This is a genomic window from Capnocytophaga sp. oral taxon 324 str. F0483 (assembly GCF_000318315.2).
Lineage (GTDB): Bacteria > Bacteroidota > Bacteroidia > Flavobacteriales > Flavobacteriaceae > Capnocytophaga > Capnocytophaga ochracea.
This window is the reverse complement of the sequence record NZ_KB291504.1, coordinates 27,360-44,051: the sequence shown is the minus strand read 5'-3', so window position 1 is coordinate 44,051 and position 16,692 is coordinate 27,360. Positions and strand designations below refer to the sequence as shown.

At 39.4% G+C, this 16,692-nt stretch carries 9 protein-coding genes; 6 read left to right on the top strand and 3 right to left on the bottom strand.

Annotated elements, in window-relative coordinates; all coding sequences use genetic code 11:
- The first annotated feature begins 13 nt into the window (after positions 1-13).
- The 6 genes from HMPREF9072_RS03570 to purL all read left to right on the top strand — a co-directional run bounded on the left by HMPREF9072_RS03570 (position 14) and on the right by purL (position 14,405).
- Positions 14-1,078: a TonB-dependent receptor gene (locus HMPREF9072_RS03570; protein WP_009410587.1), complete on the top strand. Its 1,065-nt coding sequence runs from the start codon at positions 14-16 to the stop codon at positions 1,076-1,078.
- Positions 1,079-1,707: 629 nt separating this feature from the next.
- Positions 1,708-5,949 carry an alpha-glucan family phosphorylase gene (gene glgP / locus HMPREF9072_RS03565; protein ID WP_009410585.1) on the top strand — a complete coding sequence of 1,414 codons (4,242 nt, stop codon included), beginning with the start codon at positions 1,708-1,710 and terminating at the stop codon, positions 5,947-5,949.
- Between the two features lie 204 nt (positions 5,950-6,153).
- Positions 6,154-7,524 carry an OmpA family protein gene (locus HMPREF9072_RS03560; protein WP_009410584.1) on the top strand — a complete coding sequence of 457 codons (1,371 nt, stop codon included), beginning with the start codon at positions 6,154-6,156 and terminating at the stop codon, positions 7,522-7,524.
- A gap of 98 nt (positions 7,525-7,622) precedes the next feature.
- Complete coding sequence (uvrC, locus tag HMPREF9072_RS03555; protein WP_009410583.1) at positions 7,623-9,413, top strand: excinuclease ABC subunit UvrC; 1,791 nt, start codon at positions 7,623-7,625, stop codon at positions 9,411-9,413.
- A gap of 479 nt (positions 9,414-9,892) precedes the next feature.
- Positions 9,893-10,690: a Fic family protein gene (locus tag HMPREF9072_RS03550; protein WP_009410581.1), complete on the top strand. Its 798-nt coding sequence runs from the start codon at positions 9,893-9,895 to the stop codon at positions 10,688-10,690.
- Between the two features lie 43 nt (positions 10,691-10,733).
- The gene (gene purL, locus HMPREF9072_RS03545) at positions 10,734-14,405 is read left to right on the top strand and encodes a phosphoribosylformylglycinamidine synthase (RefSeq protein WP_009410580.1); all 3,672 of its coding nucleotides are present in this window, start codon (positions 10,734-10,736) and stop codon (positions 14,403-14,405) included.
- 236 nt (positions 14,406-14,641) lie between these two features.
- On the opposite strand, the gene HMPREF9072_RS03540 is transcribed toward purL, so the two are convergent.
- The 3 genes from HMPREF9072_RS03540 to HMPREF9072_RS03530 all read right to left on the bottom strand — a co-directional run bounded on the left by HMPREF9072_RS03540 (position 14,642) and on the right by HMPREF9072_RS03530 (position 15,658).
- Positions 14,642-14,983: a hypothetical protein gene (locus tag HMPREF9072_RS03540; protein WP_034566107.1), complete on the bottom strand. Its 342-nt coding sequence runs from the start codon at positions 14,981-14,983 to the stop codon at positions 14,642-14,644.
- A gap of 137 nt (positions 14,984-15,120) precedes the next feature.
- Complete coding sequence (locus tag HMPREF9072_RS03535) at positions 15,121-15,414, bottom strand: type II toxin-antitoxin system RelE/ParE family toxin (protein WP_009410578.1); 294 nt, start codon at positions 15,412-15,414, stop codon at positions 15,121-15,123.
- Positions 15,404-15,658 (bottom strand): hypothetical protein, encoded by a 255-nt coding sequence (locus HMPREF9072_RS03530; RefSeq protein WP_009410577.1) that lies wholly within the window; start codon positions 15,656-15,658, stop codon positions 15,404-15,406. Before HMPREF9072_RS03530 ends, HMPREF9072_RS03535 begins: the two co-directional genes overlap by 11 nt.
- Positions 15,659-16,692: the final 1,034 nt, after the last annotated feature.

Here is a 16,692-nt window from a genome sequence, read left to right as displayed (position 1 = left end):
AATAAATATCAAAATGAGAACATTACATTTTTTATGGGTGATTTGCTTGTTGGCGACAAGCGTCACCTTCGCACAAGACCATTCCAAAGAAGCTATCAAAAAATCGAAATACACGATAGACTCCATTGTATTTGCAGAAAAAGAAACGCTCAAAAAGAAACTTTCAGCCGTAAATCAGTTGCTCAAAGAGAAGAAAATCAGTGAAGAACTGAGTCAGCAGATGAAAGAAGAGCTCACGGCTACTACCGAGAAGAATATCAAAGAAAAGACGGCTGCTGAAGCCGAACATTTAGCGAAACTCATACGTGAAGGAGCGACATCAGCCTCCACAGAAACCCAAACCAATACGGTTACCACAGCTAAATCGGATGCATATAAGCGCGCAATGGAAGAATTAGAAACTATTTTCCGCAAGAAAGAAGAGAAAAAAGTGAATACCTATCGTGCCTTAGACGAAATAGGGCTTTATGTAGCAGTAGGATTTCACAACCTAAACAGTAGCAATGGCTTTGGTGATAATCGTTTTAAACCCTTAGGTTCTAAATCGTTTGAATTGGGCTTTACATCAGGGTTTCGCTTGCTTAAAACGAACAATTTGTTGCATATCAACTATGGAATTGCCTGGATGCACGACGGGCTCAAATTCAAAGAGAGCGAGTACTTTGTAAGAGAAAACGGCGTAACAAAATCGGTGGAGTATACTGCTAATAAACTTAACAAATCGAAATTGCGTACCAATTACCTCATTGTGCCTGTGGACTTCGAATTTGATTTTACACCTCCTAAAACTAAGAACGGAGTAACCATTTATCCTGTTCACGACAGTTTCAGAGTAGGTTTTGGGGGTTATGTAGGGGTATCTATAGGCAACAGTCAGAAAATAAGATATGACGATGGTTCTATTCATAAAAATGTTATAAGAGAGGACTTAAATATCAGCCCTTGGGTATATGGACTTTCGGCGCATTTAGGATATAAAAGTTGTGTGCTTTACGCTCGATATAGCCTCGCTCCTCTTTTCCGCAACAATCCTGTAAACGAGTATCCTTTTTCTATAGGGATACGTTTTGGAGATTAAAAGATTTGTTTTATATCTCTTAGCTAAAATTTATTTTCCTGAAAATAGTATTATAATCAAAAAAAACTTTGTACCTTTGCAACGTTGCTTGTAAAGGTACTTTTTTTGTTTGGTATAAAAAGTAGCCTTTTGGACGATTCAAAAGATAACGAAGTATTTCAGAAGTAGTGTGAGAGGATTTTTGATGAAAAAAGGGTATTGGAAGGGTGTAGTTAGCTTATAGGTAGCTTATAGGAAGCTTATACGAATCTTGGACGATTGGTATAGAAAGGGTATATAATTAATTGATTAATAGTATAATATAACAATGCAAAAAATGATAAAAACAGGGTTTCGAGGCGAAAGAAAGAGAAATAGGCATTAGGCCTAAGGCCTTAGGTACTAGGAGGGGAGTATGATGAAAAAAGGAAGAAATGACGAGTGACGATTGACGAATGACGAATAACAGATGAAGAAGATAATATTATAATGACGAGTGACGATTGACGAATGACAAATAACAGATGAAGAAGGTAATATTATAAGGGGAACTGAAATGAGGGGAAAGCGATTGAAAAATGGTATTGTTTGAAACTAATGATACATAAAACATCTAAAAATTGACAACTAACGACTAAACACTAAATATAATGAGTAATACAAAGAAAATTAATCCTGACTATGTGTTTGAAACCAGTTGGGAAGTATGTAACAAAGTAGGAGGTATTCACACAGTGATTACCACAAAAGCTCCGAGTATTGCGAAACAATTCAGAAGGAAATACATTCTGATTGGTCCCGATATTTGGCAACACAACGAAAATAAAGAATTTGTAGAAAATCCCGAACTCTTCAAATCGTGGCGTGCTAAAGCTACTTCTGAGGGCTTGCGCGTGCGTGTGGGGAATTGGAATATAGAAGGCAACCCCATAGTAATTCTCGTAGATTTCTCTCATTATGTAAGTGCCAAAAACGAGATTTTGCGCTATTATTGGGATAACTATAAGCTCGATTCTTACAACAGTCCGTGGGATTACGTAGAGTCGGTGCTTTTTGGTTATGCAGTAGGGAAGGTGATTGAGAGCTTTGTGAAGTTCAACACTGCTTCACGCGAAAACGTGATTTGCCATTTCCACGAATGGATGACCGGTAGTGCGCTACTCTATTTGGAAGAAGAAATGCCTAAAATAGGTTCGGTATTCACTACTCACGCTACCGTAGTAGGTCGTGCGATTGCCGGCAATGGTTATCCGCTCTACAACGATATGAAGAACTACAAACCCGAAGAAATGGCCTATCGGTTTGGGGTACAACACAAACACTTCCTCGAAAAAGAAACTACCAAAGTAGCCGATTGCTTCACTACGGTAAGCGAAATTACTGCCCAAGAGGCATTGCACTTCCTCAGTAGAAAAACTGATATCATCACGCCTAATGGCTTCAACGACGCCATAGTACCAGCTGAAAAAGATTTTGATAAGAAGCGTGCAGAAGCTAAACAGCGTCTTATCAGCGTAGCACAGGCTTTGGTAACCCAACCTATTAGCAAGGATACCAAAATTGTAGCTATCAGCGGTAGATATGAGTTCCGCAACAAGGGTATCGATGCCTTTATTGATGCCTTGGGAGCACTGAATAGGAATTCTAATAACAAGAAAGAGCTTTTGGCTTACATCTTAATTCCTACAGCTCACGATGCGCCTAACCAAGGATTGCTAAACAATTTGCACAACCCTCAGCAAACTACCGAAAACGAACAAAAGCACCTTACCCATATTCTCCCTGATGTGTATCACGATGCGATAATGACTCGTATTTATGAGCAACAGCTCTTCAATCGGAAGGAAGATAAGGTGAAAGTGATTTTCTGTCCAAGTTATCTCAATGGCAACGACGGGGTGTTCAACCTTTCTTATTATGACTTGCTCATCGGGTTAGACGGCACCGCTTTCCCATCGTACTACGAGCCTTGGGGCTATACACCGCTTGAAAGTTTAGCTTTTAAAGTGCCTACCATTACCACTACTTTGGCAGGTTTTGGCAAGTGGGTGAACGATTATTACCCCGAAAAACAAAAAGCGATAGAAGTAGTACCGCGCACCGATAGCAACTACGGTGAGGTAGTAGGCGCAATTGCTAAGAATATTCAGAATTTATTAGACAGGAAAGAACAAGACTTCCAAGAGCTTCGAGAAACAGCAGGTAAAGTATCAGAAATCGCTCTGTGGAAGAACTTAGTACAATACTACATAAAATGTTATGAACTCACTCTTGAAAATATAGAGGACAGAGTGGAGAGTCTGCCTCCGGTAGAAACTGATGGAGTGGCATATTTAGAGAAATCGAAGGTGGTGAACACGCCTAACTGGCGTAGTGTGATTATCCACCGTGCAATTCCCGAAGCCTTACAACCGCTCGAAGAACTCGCTAAAAACCTTTGGTGGTGCTGGAATGACGAGGCTTACGAAGTTTTTAAATACATAGATAAAGCCCAATGGATAGAAGTGCGTAAGAACCCTATTGCATTGCTGGACAGCATCTCACTTACTCGTTATAAAGAATTGGAGCAAGATGCAGTATTTATGCGCAATCTTTCGAAAGTATATGGTGATTTCCAAGCGTATATGGCTAAGAAATCGGAGATGGTAAGTCCGTCTATCTCTTATTTTAGTATGGAATACGGCTTACATTCTTCCTTGAAGATTTATTCAGGAGGTTTGGGTATCTTGGCAGGCGATTACCTAAAAGAAGCCAGCGACAAGGCAACCAAAATCACTGGGGTAGGGTTGTTATACCGCTATGGTTATTTCACTCAAAAACTATCTTCAGCAGGTAACCAAGAAGCCGACTACGAGGCACAAGATTTCTCGAAGATACCGGTAACGCCTGTAACAGATGAGAGTGGAAAATGGTTGATTATATCAATAGATTTACCAGGCAGAACCCTATATGCACGTGTATGGCGTGTGGACGTAGGTCGTATAGAGCTTTATCTTCTCGACACCGATTTTGAGAACAACCGCGAAGACGACCGTTCTATCACCCACCACTTGTATGGAGGCGACTGGGAAAACCGTCTTAAACAAGAAATGTTATTAGGTTTAGGAGGTATTAAGATGTTGCGCAAGCTAGGTATCGACAGTGATATTTACCACTGCAACGAAGGGCACGCTGCCTTTATAGGTTTGGAACGCCTCAGCGAGTATATCCAAAACGAGAACCTTACTTTCTCGGAAGCGATGGAAGTGGTGCGCGCTTCGTCACTCTTTACTACTCACACCCCAGTACCCGCAGGTCACGACGCTTTTGAAGAAGGCTTATTACGCGCTTATTTAGGAAATTACGCCGACATATTGCACGTGAATTGGGAACAAATACTCGCTTTGGGTAAAATAAACTTGCAAAACCCACACGAGAAATTCTCGATGAGTAACCTCGCAGCGAACCTTTCGCAAGAAGTAAACGGTGTGAGCTGGCTACACGGTGAGGTAAGTAAAGAAATCCTCAAAGACTTGTGGCCAGGTTATATGCCTGAAGAACTTCACGTTAGCTATGTAACCAATGGGGTACACCAACCTACGTGGACAGCTGGCTTGTGGAAAGAAGTAGAAAACGAGGTGTTTGGCAAAGACTACAAAACACACCACTACGACCCTAAGAGCTTTGAGGGTATCTATAAGGTATCTGACCAACGCGTATGGGAAATCAAAACGGCTCTTCGTTCTAAGCTCTTGCGCCGTGTAGAACAAAAGTTGCGTTTAGAGAAGAACACCCCTTATTTCTCTCCACGCCAGTTAGTGGAAATCAAAGAGAACTTACGCGAAGATATCCTTACCATTGGTTTTGCGCGTCGTTTTGCAACCTATAAACGCGCTCATTTGCTCTTTACGAATATAGAGCGTTTGGATAAAATAGTAAACAATCCTGAGCGTCCTGTACAGTTCATCTTTGCAGGGAAAGCCCACCCTGCCGATAAAGCAGGACAGGATTTGATTAAGAATATTGTGGAAATCTCGAAATTACCACAGTTCTTAGGCAAGATATTATTCGTTCCTAACTACGATATGGAGCTCGCGCGCCATATGGTACAAGGGGTAGATGTATGGATGAATACCCCTACACGTCCGCTAGAAGCCTCAGGAACCAGTGGTGAAAAAGCCGCGATGAACGGAGTAATGCACTTTAGCGTACTTGATGGTTGGTGGGTAGAAGGGTATCGTGAAGATGCCGGTTGGGCTCTCCCTATGGAACGCTCCTACGAAAACCAGCAGTATCAAGACGAAATGGATGCAGAGACGATTTACAACATTATTGAAGACGAGATAGCTCCTATATTCTATGATAAGAATAAAGATGGTATCTCATCGCGCTGGTGTGCGCTCATTAAGAATACCATTGCCAAAGTGGCGGTAAACTTTACCACTACTCGTATGCTCACTGATTACGAAAAGCAATACTATTACCCAATGACTGAGCGCGTAACCAAGATTAAAGACAATCACTTTGCAATTGCTATTGAACTTTCGAACTGGAAACGCAAAGTAACTCAAGAATGGGATAACATAAAGGTAGTGAGCTTTAAAGTGCCTAATCGCAATGAGCAACTCATTTCTATTGGCAAAATATACAAAGGTGAAATTACCTTAGAATTAGGAGAATTACGCCCTGAAGACGTAGGAGTAGAATTGGTAGTAGCCCAACATAAAGACGATAAGTTTAAAGTACTCTCGACAAGTGAGTTTACGGTAGTGGCTCAAGAAGGAAACAAAGCTACCTATCAATTGGAAATTGCCTCAGAATATCCAGGCGCTTTGCACTTAGCAATAAGAATTTTCCCTAAAAATAATTTATTGCCACACCGCCAAGATTTCGCTTTGGTAAAATGGTTATAACAAATAAATAAGTATTTCATTTTAAAGTATATACGAAGAAAATAAGCAAATATATAAAGGTTAAAAAACCACTATTTTGGAGAGATTAAAAAGAATAAGAAATGTTAAAATTAATAAAAAAATATCTCTAAAATGATTTTGTATTAAAATAATACTTATATTTGCACCAAAATTAAAATAGTAATCAAAATTCATTTTTTAAGTATGAAGAAAATCAAAGTAACTTTATTTGCTTTAGCTGCTGCTTTTTCAGTGGCAGTTCAAGCACAAGATGAAGACAGTCCTTGGCAAATAGGATTTGGAGTGAACTCCGTTGATATTCGTACCCCTGATGCATTCGGGGACTTAATGAAAGACTGGGGAGGGCCAAGCGATATCAATATCCTTCCAGCAGTTTCTCGTCTTTCAGTAGGTAGATATATCGGAGCTGGTTTTTCTGCTGAATTATCAGGTTCTTTAAACAAAATCGAAAAAGGATTCGGTTATGACAAAGATCTTGATAACAAAGTAGATTTTTCTTTCTGGTCTGCAGACTTAGCGTTGCAATACCACTTTAAATCTCTTTGGAACAAAGAGAAAGTAAAATGGTTTGACCCATTCTTACAAGTAGGTGGTGGTTATGCCGCTATTGACAACGAAGGTAAATTCCGCGCCTTAGGTGGTGGTGGTGTAAACTTTTGGTTTACCGAAAACATCGGTATTAACTTGCAGACAGCTTACCACCCTACTTTCCAATCTGATTCAAAAGAGGATTACTTCCAACACGCTGCCGGTATTACCATTAAATTTGGTAAAAAAGACCGTGATAAAGATGGTGTAGCTGACAAAGATGACCTTTGCCCAGATGAACCAGGTAAACCAGAATTAAAAGGTTGCCCAGACCGCGATAATGACGGTGTAGCTGATAAGGACGACGCTTGTCCTGATGAAGCTGGTAAACCAGAATTAAAAGGTTGCCCAGACAGAGACAATGATGGTATCGCTGATAAAGATGATGCTTGTCCTGATGAAGCTGGCCCAGCTGAATTTAACGGATGCCCTGATACTGATGGTGATGGTGTGCCAGATAACGTAGACCAATGTAAAGATGTAGCTGGTCCTAAAGAAAACAACGGTTGTCCTTGGCCTGATACTGATGGTGACGGTGTTCTTGATAAAGATGACCAATGCGTAGACGTACCTGGTCCTGCTTCAAACAACGGTTGTCCTGAAGTAACTGAAGAAGTTCAAAAGAAATTGAACGACTTTGCACGCACTATCTTGTTTGACGTAAACAAAGCTACTATCAAACCTCAATCAGCAACTGTATTGAACCAAATCGTTGACGTATTGAACCAATACAAGAATTCTAAATTCTCTATTGAAGGTTACACTGATATCAGTGGTAAGAGAGCTAAGAACCAAAAATTATCAGAAGATAGAGCTTACTCTGTTAAAGCTTATTTGATTGAAAAAGGTATCGATGAAAGTCGTTTGACTGCAAAAGGTTTCGGTCCTGATAAACCAATCGCTTCTAACAAAACTAAGAAAGGTAGAGAGCTCAACCGTCGTGTTGAAATCAACTTAGTAAAATAGTTGTTTCTCTAACCCTTTTGTTACACATAAAAAGAGGTTGCCCGTAAGGACAACCTCTTTTTAATTATTAATTATCAGTTATTAATCACTAATTGTTTATGTTTCCTTCTATCGAAATTCAATTGCAAACCTTACCTACTAATCCTGGTGTCTATCAGTTTTACGATGCTACGGACACGCTTATTTATGTAGGGAAAGCCGTCAATTTGAAAAAGCGCGTTTCTTCTTATTTCCAAAAGGAACACGACAATGCCAAAACACGTATTTTGGTGAGGAAAATTGTGCGTATAGAACACATAGTCGTAGCTACCGAGAGTGATGCATTACTACTCGAAAACAACCTTATCAAGAAATACCAACCGCGCTATAACATTCTCCTAAAAGACGACAAGAGCTATCCTTGGATATGTGTGAAGAAAGAACGATTTCCACGCGTATTCTCTACGCGTAGAGTAGTAAAAGACGGTTCGCTGTACTTTGGCCCTTATACCAGTATGAAAACCCTACACACACTTTTAGATTTGATAAAAGAGCTCTTCGCTTTGCGCAATTGTAATTACGATTTATCTCCGCAAAACATCGCTAACCACAAGTTTAAAGTGTGCTTGGAATATCATCTGAAAAATTGTAAAGGGCCTTGTGAAAGATACCAAAACGAAGCAGATTACAACCAGAATATTCAGCAGATTGTAGAAATCCTCAAAGGGAATTTCAAAGATGCGTTACATCAGTTTAAGGAGGAGATGATGGCACTGGCTTCGGAAATGCGGTTTGAAGAAGCACATCTCATCAAGCAAAAGATACAGAGTTTAGAGAACTATCAGGCAAAATCGACCATCGTAAGTAGTAAAATTAGCAATGTAGATGTATTTTCTATCGTTTCAGACGAAGAGTACGGCTATATAAATTTCCTACAAGTAGCCTACGGAGCGATTGTGAGAGCTCATACTTTGGAGATTAAAAAGAAATTGGAAGAAACCGATAGAGAGCTCTTGGAATACGCTATTATTGATATTCGTGAACGTTTCTTCTCTAATTCCAAAGAGATTATTGTGCCTTTTGAGGTCACTCTTTCAGAAGGATTACAAGCGACCATTCCTAAGGCAGGTGAGAAAAAACAACTCTTAGACCTATCGATGCGCAATGCCAAACACTTCCGTCAAGATAGATTCAAACAGGAGAAAATAGTAGACCCCGAACGCCATACAAACCGTATTCTCACCCAGATGCAACGCGACTTGCACCTCTCTGTCCCACCAGTACATATTGAGTGCTTTGACAACTCGAATATTCAGGGTACGAACCCCGTATCGGCGTGTGTAGTATTTAAGAATGCGAAGCCGAGCAAAAAAGACTATCGCCATTTTAACGTGAAAACTGTAGAAGGTCCTAACGATTTTGCCTCGATGGAAGAAGCCGTGTATAGACGTTATCGAAGATTGTTGGACGAGGAACAACCTCTGCCACAACTGATTGTAATAGACGGCGGGAAGGGACAATTGTCTTCGGCATTAAAAGCCTTAGAGCAATTAGAACTGCGCGGAAAGATAGCTATTATAGGTATTGCGAAGCGTTTGGAAGAAATATATTTCCCTGAGGATAGTATTCCATTGTATTTAGACAAGCGTTCGGAAACCTTGCGAGTGATACAGCAGTTACGTGATGAAGCTCACCGTTTTGGGATTACCTTCCACCGACAAAAACGGAGTAAATCGGCTATTGTATCGGAGCTTGATGGAGTAGAGGGCATAGGAGAAAAGACTAAAGAAGTACTCTTACAACATTTTAAATCGGTAAAGCGCGTAAGAGAAGCTACTTTAGAGGAGCTTACCCAAGTAGCAGGTTTTAGAGGTAAGAAAGTATATGAATATTTCCAGAGTCATAAATAAAAACGAAGGCTTTATTTGTTGCTAATTACAATTTGTTTCATACCTTTGGAGCAAGTTCTATTATAGAAATAATCTATGGCGGAAGCAGTAGGCAACTCAGCTGTAATAGCTTTATAATCAAACGTTATTCGAAGCTAAGACGAACAAACAACGAACAAACAACGAACAAACAACGAACAAAAGACGAAGAACAGTGGTACAAATCTGGGTTCTTAGAGGTATATAATGAGTACTTCTGCTATAAAAATAATTTATTCTTTTAATTAGAAAATTTTTAATATATTATTCATAATTATTTCGTATCTTTGTCGCAAGTTTCATCTTAGAAAAAGCACCTAAGAAAAAACTAAGTATGGTAGCTCTTTTGGCAATGGCAATGGTAGCTTGCAACAACAGCACCAACACAACGCAAATCACTGAAAAAGAAACCTCTATTATTATATGATAAAGTAGCGGATAAAGGGAAAGAATGAATAACTATGAAAGTTTCTGAAGCAATTAGTATCACAGATAAATTATTTGAGCTCTACAAAAAAAAGATAGAGGTAAACATTCCTCTATCTCTCTCAAAAATAAAAGAAATACCTCTTACAAAGGAGAGTTTTCAGTTCTATACGGCTGTTTCTTCTATGGCTTCTTCGAAAATTGAAGGAGAAGTATTAGACATCGATAGCTATTTGAAACATAAATTAAATGGAGTAATTTATCAAAAAAACTTAGTTGAGAAACCTAACGATGTGTTTGCTGCCTATACTTTTGCTCAGAACTCCCCCCTTACTGTTGCTAACTTACTGAAAGCACATAAAATTATTACAAAGAATTTGCTAACCGACAGTTCACAAGGAAAAGTGCGTACTTCGGATATGATTATACGCGATGTGGCAAAAGGAATCGTTATCTATGAAGCCTGCGCTAAGGAAGAAGTGAAAAGTGAGTTTGACGCTTTTTGTAATTTCTTAGAAGAGCTCATAAAACGAACATTATCTGTAGAAGAAACGTTCTTCTATGCCTCATTATTGCACTTATTTTTAGTAAAGATACACCCTTTTGACGATGGTAACGGGCGTACAGCGCGCTTACTCGAAAAATGGTTCTTAGCTGAAAAAACAGGTAAAAATGCTTGGTTTATACCCTCTGAAATCAATTATTGGGAACAGCGTGAAACTTACTACAAGAATATAGCTCTGTTAGGGTTCTTTTACGAAAAACTGAATTATAATAACAGCATACCTTTCTTACTAATGCTACCTAAATTTTTGAAAAATACTACTCAATAACTGAATTATTAATTGTTAATTGCTAATCGTTAATTGGATAATAATGCTTCTTTTCTTTAAAAACCCAAAAAACACTATCTATGTGGTAGCTACCGAAGTTGCCCTTACTGAGACCGACCTCAACAAACTGAAATGGCTGTTTGGCAATGCCCAGCAACTCCCCTCCCCTACCCTTAGCGGTACTTTCATCGGACCCCGCGCGGCGATGATTACCCCTTGGAGTACCAATGCGGTGGAAATCACCCAAAATATGGACATCCACGGGATTACCCGTATCGAGGAGTTCCACAAGGTAACCGACCCTAATACACCTTTCGACCCTATGCTCTTTGAGCGATACAACGGTCTTACCCAAGACAGTTTTACTATCGATATTCAACCGCAAACAACACTCGAAATCGATGATATCGAGGCATATAACCAGCAAGAAGGGCTTGCGCTAAGCGCTGAAGAAGTTGCCTATTTGCAAAATCTTTCTAAAGAACTCGGGCGCAAACTCACCGACTCGGAAGTGTTTGGCTTCTCGCAAATCAACTCCGAACACTGTCGCCATAAAATCTTCAACGGCACTTTTGTTATCAATGGTGAGGAAAAACCTTCTACCCTCTTCAAACTCATTAAAAAGACTTCACAAGAACACCCTAATAGCATTGTTTCGGCTTATAAGGACAATGTGGCTTTCATCAAAGGGGCTACTGTCGACCAGTTTGCACCCAAAAGTGCCGATAAACCCGATTTCTACGAAGTAAAACCTTTTGAGGCAGTGCTCTCACTCAAAGCCGAAACCCACAACTTCCCCACTACGGTAGAACCTTTCAACGGGGCGGCTACAGGTTCGGGAGGTGAAATACGCGACCGTCTCGCGGGCGGACAAGGTTCTTTGCCTTTGGCAGGGACGGCTGTGTATATGACGGCTTACCCTCGCTTAGAAGAAGACCGCCCTTGGGAAAAAGGAATGGCTGAACGCCAATGGTTGTACCAAACACCGATGGATATCCTCATCAAAGCCTCCAACGGAGCAAGCGATTTTGGTAATAAATTCGGGCAACCGCTTATTACGGGTTCACTCTTCACTTTTGAACACGAAGAAGGCGGACGCAAATTAGGCTTTGACAAAGTGATTATGCAAGCAGGAGGCGTGGGGTATGCCAAAGCCTCACAAGCCATAAAGCACACCCCCAAGGAAGGCGACAAAATCGTTATCTTAGGCGGTGAAAACTACCGCATAGGTATGGGAGGTGCTGCGGTATCATCTGCCAATACTGGCGCTTTTGGTACAGGTATAGAGCTCAATGCGGTACAACGTTCTAACCCCGAGATGCAAAAACGCGCTGCCAATGCAATTCGCGCAATGGTAGAATCGGACGAGAATCCTATCGTTTCTATACACGACCACGGAGCAGGCGGACACCTCAACTGTCTCTCAGAACTCATAGAAGAAACCGGTGGTAAAATCGACTTAGATAAACTGCCCGTAGGCGACCCTACCCTATCGGATAAGGAAATTATAGGTAATGAATCTCAAGAGCGTATGGGATTGGTATTGCCCGAAAAGGCTATTGCCAAACTAAAAACCATTGCCGACCGCGAGCGTGCGCCTATGTACGAGGTGGGCGTAGTTACTAGCGACAAGCATTTCAGCATTGCCTCTGCAAAGAAAGGCACCCACCCAATGGATTTAGACCTCAGCGCGCTCTTTGGCAGTTCGCCAAAAACTGTAATGACCGATGAAACAGTAGTTACTAATTACGAAGAGTTACACTACTATGCAAGTCAGCTACAGAACTATTTGGTACAAGTACTGCAATTAGAAAGTGTGGCTTGTAAAGACTGGCTTACCAATAAGGTAGACCGTTGTGTAGGGGGCAAAGTCGCCAAACAACAATGTGCAGGCGCACTACAACTCCCTTTGAACAACGTTGGGGTGATGGCTTTGGACTACAATGGCAAAGAAGGAATCGCTACTAGCATAGGTCATTCACCTCTTACGGCACTCATCAGCCCTACCGCAGGCAGTCGCAATGCTATTGCCGAAGCACTGACTAACATTGTTTGGGCACCACTAAAAGACGGCTTGCAAAGTGTATCGCTATCCGCCAACTGGATGTGGGCGTGTCGCAATAAAGGAGAAGACGCGCGTTTGTACGAAGCCGTAGAAGCCGCTTCTAATTTTGCGATTGAATTGGGTATCAATATCCCTACCGGTAAAGATTCTCTATCAATGAAACAAAAATACCCCGAAGGTGGTGATGTGATTGCCCCAGGTACGGTGATTATTTCGGCGGCTGCCCATTGTACTGACGTGCAAAAAGTAGTAGAGCCTGTGTTCAAAAAGAACGGAGGTAATATTTACTATATCAACTTTTCAGACGATAGTTTTAAATTAGGAGGTTCAGCTTTTGCCCAAATCCTCAACCGTATAGGCGAGGAAGCCCCTACCATCAAAGATGCTACCTACTTTAAAGACGCCTTTAATGCACTCCAAGAACTGATAAAAGAAGGTAAAATACAAGCAGGACACGACATTGGTAGCGGCGGACTTATCACAACGCTCTTAGAAATGTGTTTTACCGAAAACGGCTTAGGAGCAAATATTGATCTCAGCGAGCTCTTTTTCGGTGAAGACCTTATCAAAACCCTCTTTGCCGAAAACGCAGGGGTAGTAATACAAGCCGATAGCAGTGTTGAAGCAACAATATTCACTGAATACTGTTTAGAGTGGGCAAATATAGGCGAAGTAACTACTTCTGAAGAACTTACTATTCACCATTTCGGGAAATCGTACCATTTCAACATCCCCGAATTGCGCGATGTGTGGTACCTCACTTCTTACCTATTAGACAAACAACAAACGCAAAATGACAAGGCGACTGAGCGTTATCAAAACTACTCTGAGCAGCCTCTACAATACACTTTCCCAGCACATTTCACGGGCGAAAAACCCGCACGCCCCGCAGGCAAACGCCCTATAGCGGCAGTGATACGCGAAAAGGGTAGCAATTCCGAGCGCGAAATGGCAAATGCCCTATACTTAGCAGGCTTTGAGGTGAAAGATGTGCATACCACCGACCTTATCAACGGACGCGAAACCTTAGAAGATGTACAATTTATAGGGGCTGTAGGTGGTTTCTCTAACTCCGATGTGTTAGGCAGTGCCAAAGGTTGGGCAGGTGCTTTGCTTTACAACGAGCAAGCTAAAAAAGCGTTAGACAACTTCTTTGCTCGCCCCGATACCCTTTCAGTAGGTATCTGCAATGGCTGTCAGTTGTTTATGGAGTTAGAAGTCATCAACCCTGAGCACGCAGAGCACGGTAAAATGTGGCATAACGATAGTGGCAAGCACGAAAGTGGCTTTGTGTCGGTAAGCATTCCAGAGAACAACTCGGTGATGCTCTCCACCCTTGCAGGCAGTACTTTAGGGGTATGGATATCACACGGCGAAGGAAAATTCCACTTGCCATTGGCAGAAGCCGAATATAATATCGTAGGTAAATACGCTTATCAGGAGTACCCTGCAAACCCTAACGGCTCTGATTACAACACGGCTATGTTATGTGACAAAACAGGACGACATTTGGTAACGATGCCTCACATAGAGCGTTCAGTTTTTCCTTGGCAATGGGCGTACTATCCGAGTGAAAAAACAGCAGTTAGTCCTTGGTTAGAGGCGTTTATCAATGCCCGCAAGTGGATTGAAGCTCGTAATGCCGAATAAAAATGGTAAACAAAATCTTAAAAAAATAAGTGCGCAAGTATTAAATTTACGCTAAAAAGGGGCTTATAAAGCCCCTTTTATATTAAACTTTTGTTAAACTTAAAAATACGCTTGACAGGTACTGTTTTATTCGTACCTTTGCGTCGCAATGAGGGTGGTAGCTCATTGTAAACTTCAAATAATAGTTTTCATAATTTAAAGTTTTGGTTGGTTAATGAAGAAGTCCGATAATTCTTTTATCGGACTTTCTTTTTTAATTCTTGCAACACTTCTTCTAAATCAACAGAAAAAGAAGGTAATTGTATTGTAATAGTACTGAAAGGGCAATTACCTTTTAGCTTCTTTGTGATATGGATATGTAAGGCATTGGCTTTCAAATTAAACTCTACATCTTGGCACAAGGCATAAATATAATGAGTTTGTTCATTGTATTCAAAATAAAGTTCTTCTTCATAAGCTAATCTACTTATAGAAAAATATTGCTCCTTATTTACAAAAGCTATTTGCAAAAGCTCTGCCCAAGATGCACGAGGGTTGAGGTCTATTTCTTCAGAGATAAAAAGTAAGGATTTCATCATAAGTTTTGTAATCTACCGATTTTAAAAGAACTTCTTTATATCAGGAGTGTTAATGCTGTAAGCTAACGAATGGGCACTTACATTGTAGTGATTAGCTAAATTCTGTCGTAATCATTTTCATTTTGCAACTTAAAAAACTACTCTAAAGGTTTTTGCTTGGTGCTTCTAAAAAATTTTATTACAATTAGATTTTCTTCTTCTATAAAATCGTAATACAAAGCAAACTTCCCTTTCATAATTAGTATTTTATATAATTTAACCTTTTCTACAAATTTTGAAAGTAACATAGGATTTTCTTTTAGAAAAACTTCAGTTTTTTCTACCTCATCAATAATTTTATTGGAATAATCGTTATTACAATTCCGTTTACTCCAATAGCGAAGTGTATCTCTAAAGCTTTCAATAGCCTCATTAGTCCAATTAATTTCCATACTCAGTCCTTAGCATTTTAAAAACTTCTTCACTCTTTACCATTTTTCCCTCTTTAGCTTGCTGATGTGATAAGGCTATTCTTTTTAGTTCTTCTTCTGTAAACTCATCATCGGAATCATATTGTTTTATGATTTTCAACATAGTATTATATTCATTTATAGGAACTATAGCTGATACTGTTCTTCCATTACTATCGGTTATAAACTGAACATTTGGATTATGTGTTAATACTGCAATACTCATAATTCTATTATTTTTTTACAAAGATACTGATTCTTTCCTGAAAAGCAAGAAGATTTTTAAATTTTAGACTTGGAAAATCTCAAAGAGACTTAGAAAATATAAGAAAAACTTTGAGATATCAGAAATGAATTTGAACTTCCGGAAGATAACGAAGAAGTTCGAAGGAGGTGAGTTAGGTAAAAGGTGAAAGATGAAAGGTTAAATGGGTATAGTTAGCTTATAGGTAGCTTATAGGAAGCTTATACGAATCTTGGACGATTGGTATAGAAAGGGTTTATAAATAGTTGATAATGAATAGCTAAAAATGAAGAATAAAACGGATTTTTGAGGGAAATAAATCGACAAATAAGGAAAGTTAAGAGGGCGGTAAGACGATGGTATTAAGAACTGAAGAAATAGAATAATATCAATTATTTTGTTTAGTGTGAATTTTGATACTGCTTCTTTTTCGTGCGGGAGAAAACTGAAAATGAGCCGTGTAAAATGAGAATATTATACAGGTTAATCGTGTAGCGTATACACAAAGTGAAGATTTTAGGGATATTGAAGTAAAGAATCTAAAATAGTATTAGGTATTGATAATAAGCTATTTAAGTGTGAAAAAGGCTACTTTATCATTTTTGGCACGCTATTTTCAATATAGATAATGTAAGTTTGACAGACGGGATGTTAGTAAAACTTGCAAGTGCATTTAAATCATAATAAATGATGACACTAAAAATTGCTTGAAAAAACTGAATTAAACAAAATTACTGAAAAATTGCTATAAGAAACATTGTTAGATAAAAATTATTCATTGAAACAAGATTTTGAGAAGACACAGAGATTGCTAAAATAAACATTGTTAATCAAAATTACTATAAGAAACATTGAATCATTAAAGCAAAGACTGAAAAAACTAAATTACAAAGTCATTTATTAGGCTATTTAAAGACAAAATTTTATGAGAAAAAACAAATACTTTTAAATTCATAAAATTTTATTAACTTAAAAGTATTCATTTTGGAGTTAGTAGTAGTATTTATATGCATTGT

Bases quoted from the DNA above. Each gene is read 5' to 3' on its own strand.
- HMPREF9072_RS03570 (WP_009410587.1), top strand. From the start codon at position 14: ATGAGAACATTACATTTTTTATGGGTGATTTGCTTGTTGGCGACAAGC.
- glgP (WP_009410585.1), top strand. From the start codon at position 1,708: ATGAGTAATACAAAGAAAATTAATCCTGACTATGTGTTTGAAACCAGT.
- HMPREF9072_RS03560 (WP_009410584.1), top strand. From the start codon at position 6,154: ATGAAGAAAATCAAAGTAACTTTATTTGCTTTAGCTGCTGCTTTTTCA.
- uvrC (WP_009410583.1), top strand. From the start codon at position 7,623: ATGTTTCCTTCTATCGAAATTCAATTGCAAACCTTACCTACTAATCCT.
- HMPREF9072_RS03550 (WP_009410581.1), top strand. From the start codon at position 9,893: ATGAAAGTTTCTGAAGCAATTAGTATCACAGATAAATTATTTGAGCTC.
- purL (WP_009410580.1), top strand. From the start codon at position 10,734: ATGCTTCTTTTCTTTAAAAACCCAAAAAACACTATCTATGTGGTAGCT.
- HMPREF9072_RS03540 (WP_034566107.1), bottom strand. From the start codon at position 14,983: ATGATGAAATCCTTACTTTTTATCTCTGAAGAAATAGACCTCAACCCT.
- HMPREF9072_RS03535 (WP_009410578.1), bottom strand. From the start codon at position 15,414: ATGGAAATTAATTGGACTAATGAGGCTATTGAAAGCTTTAGAGATACA.
- HMPREF9072_RS03530 (WP_009410577.1), bottom strand. From the start codon at position 15,658: ATGAGTATTGCAGTATTAACACATAATCCAAATGTTCAGTTTATAACC.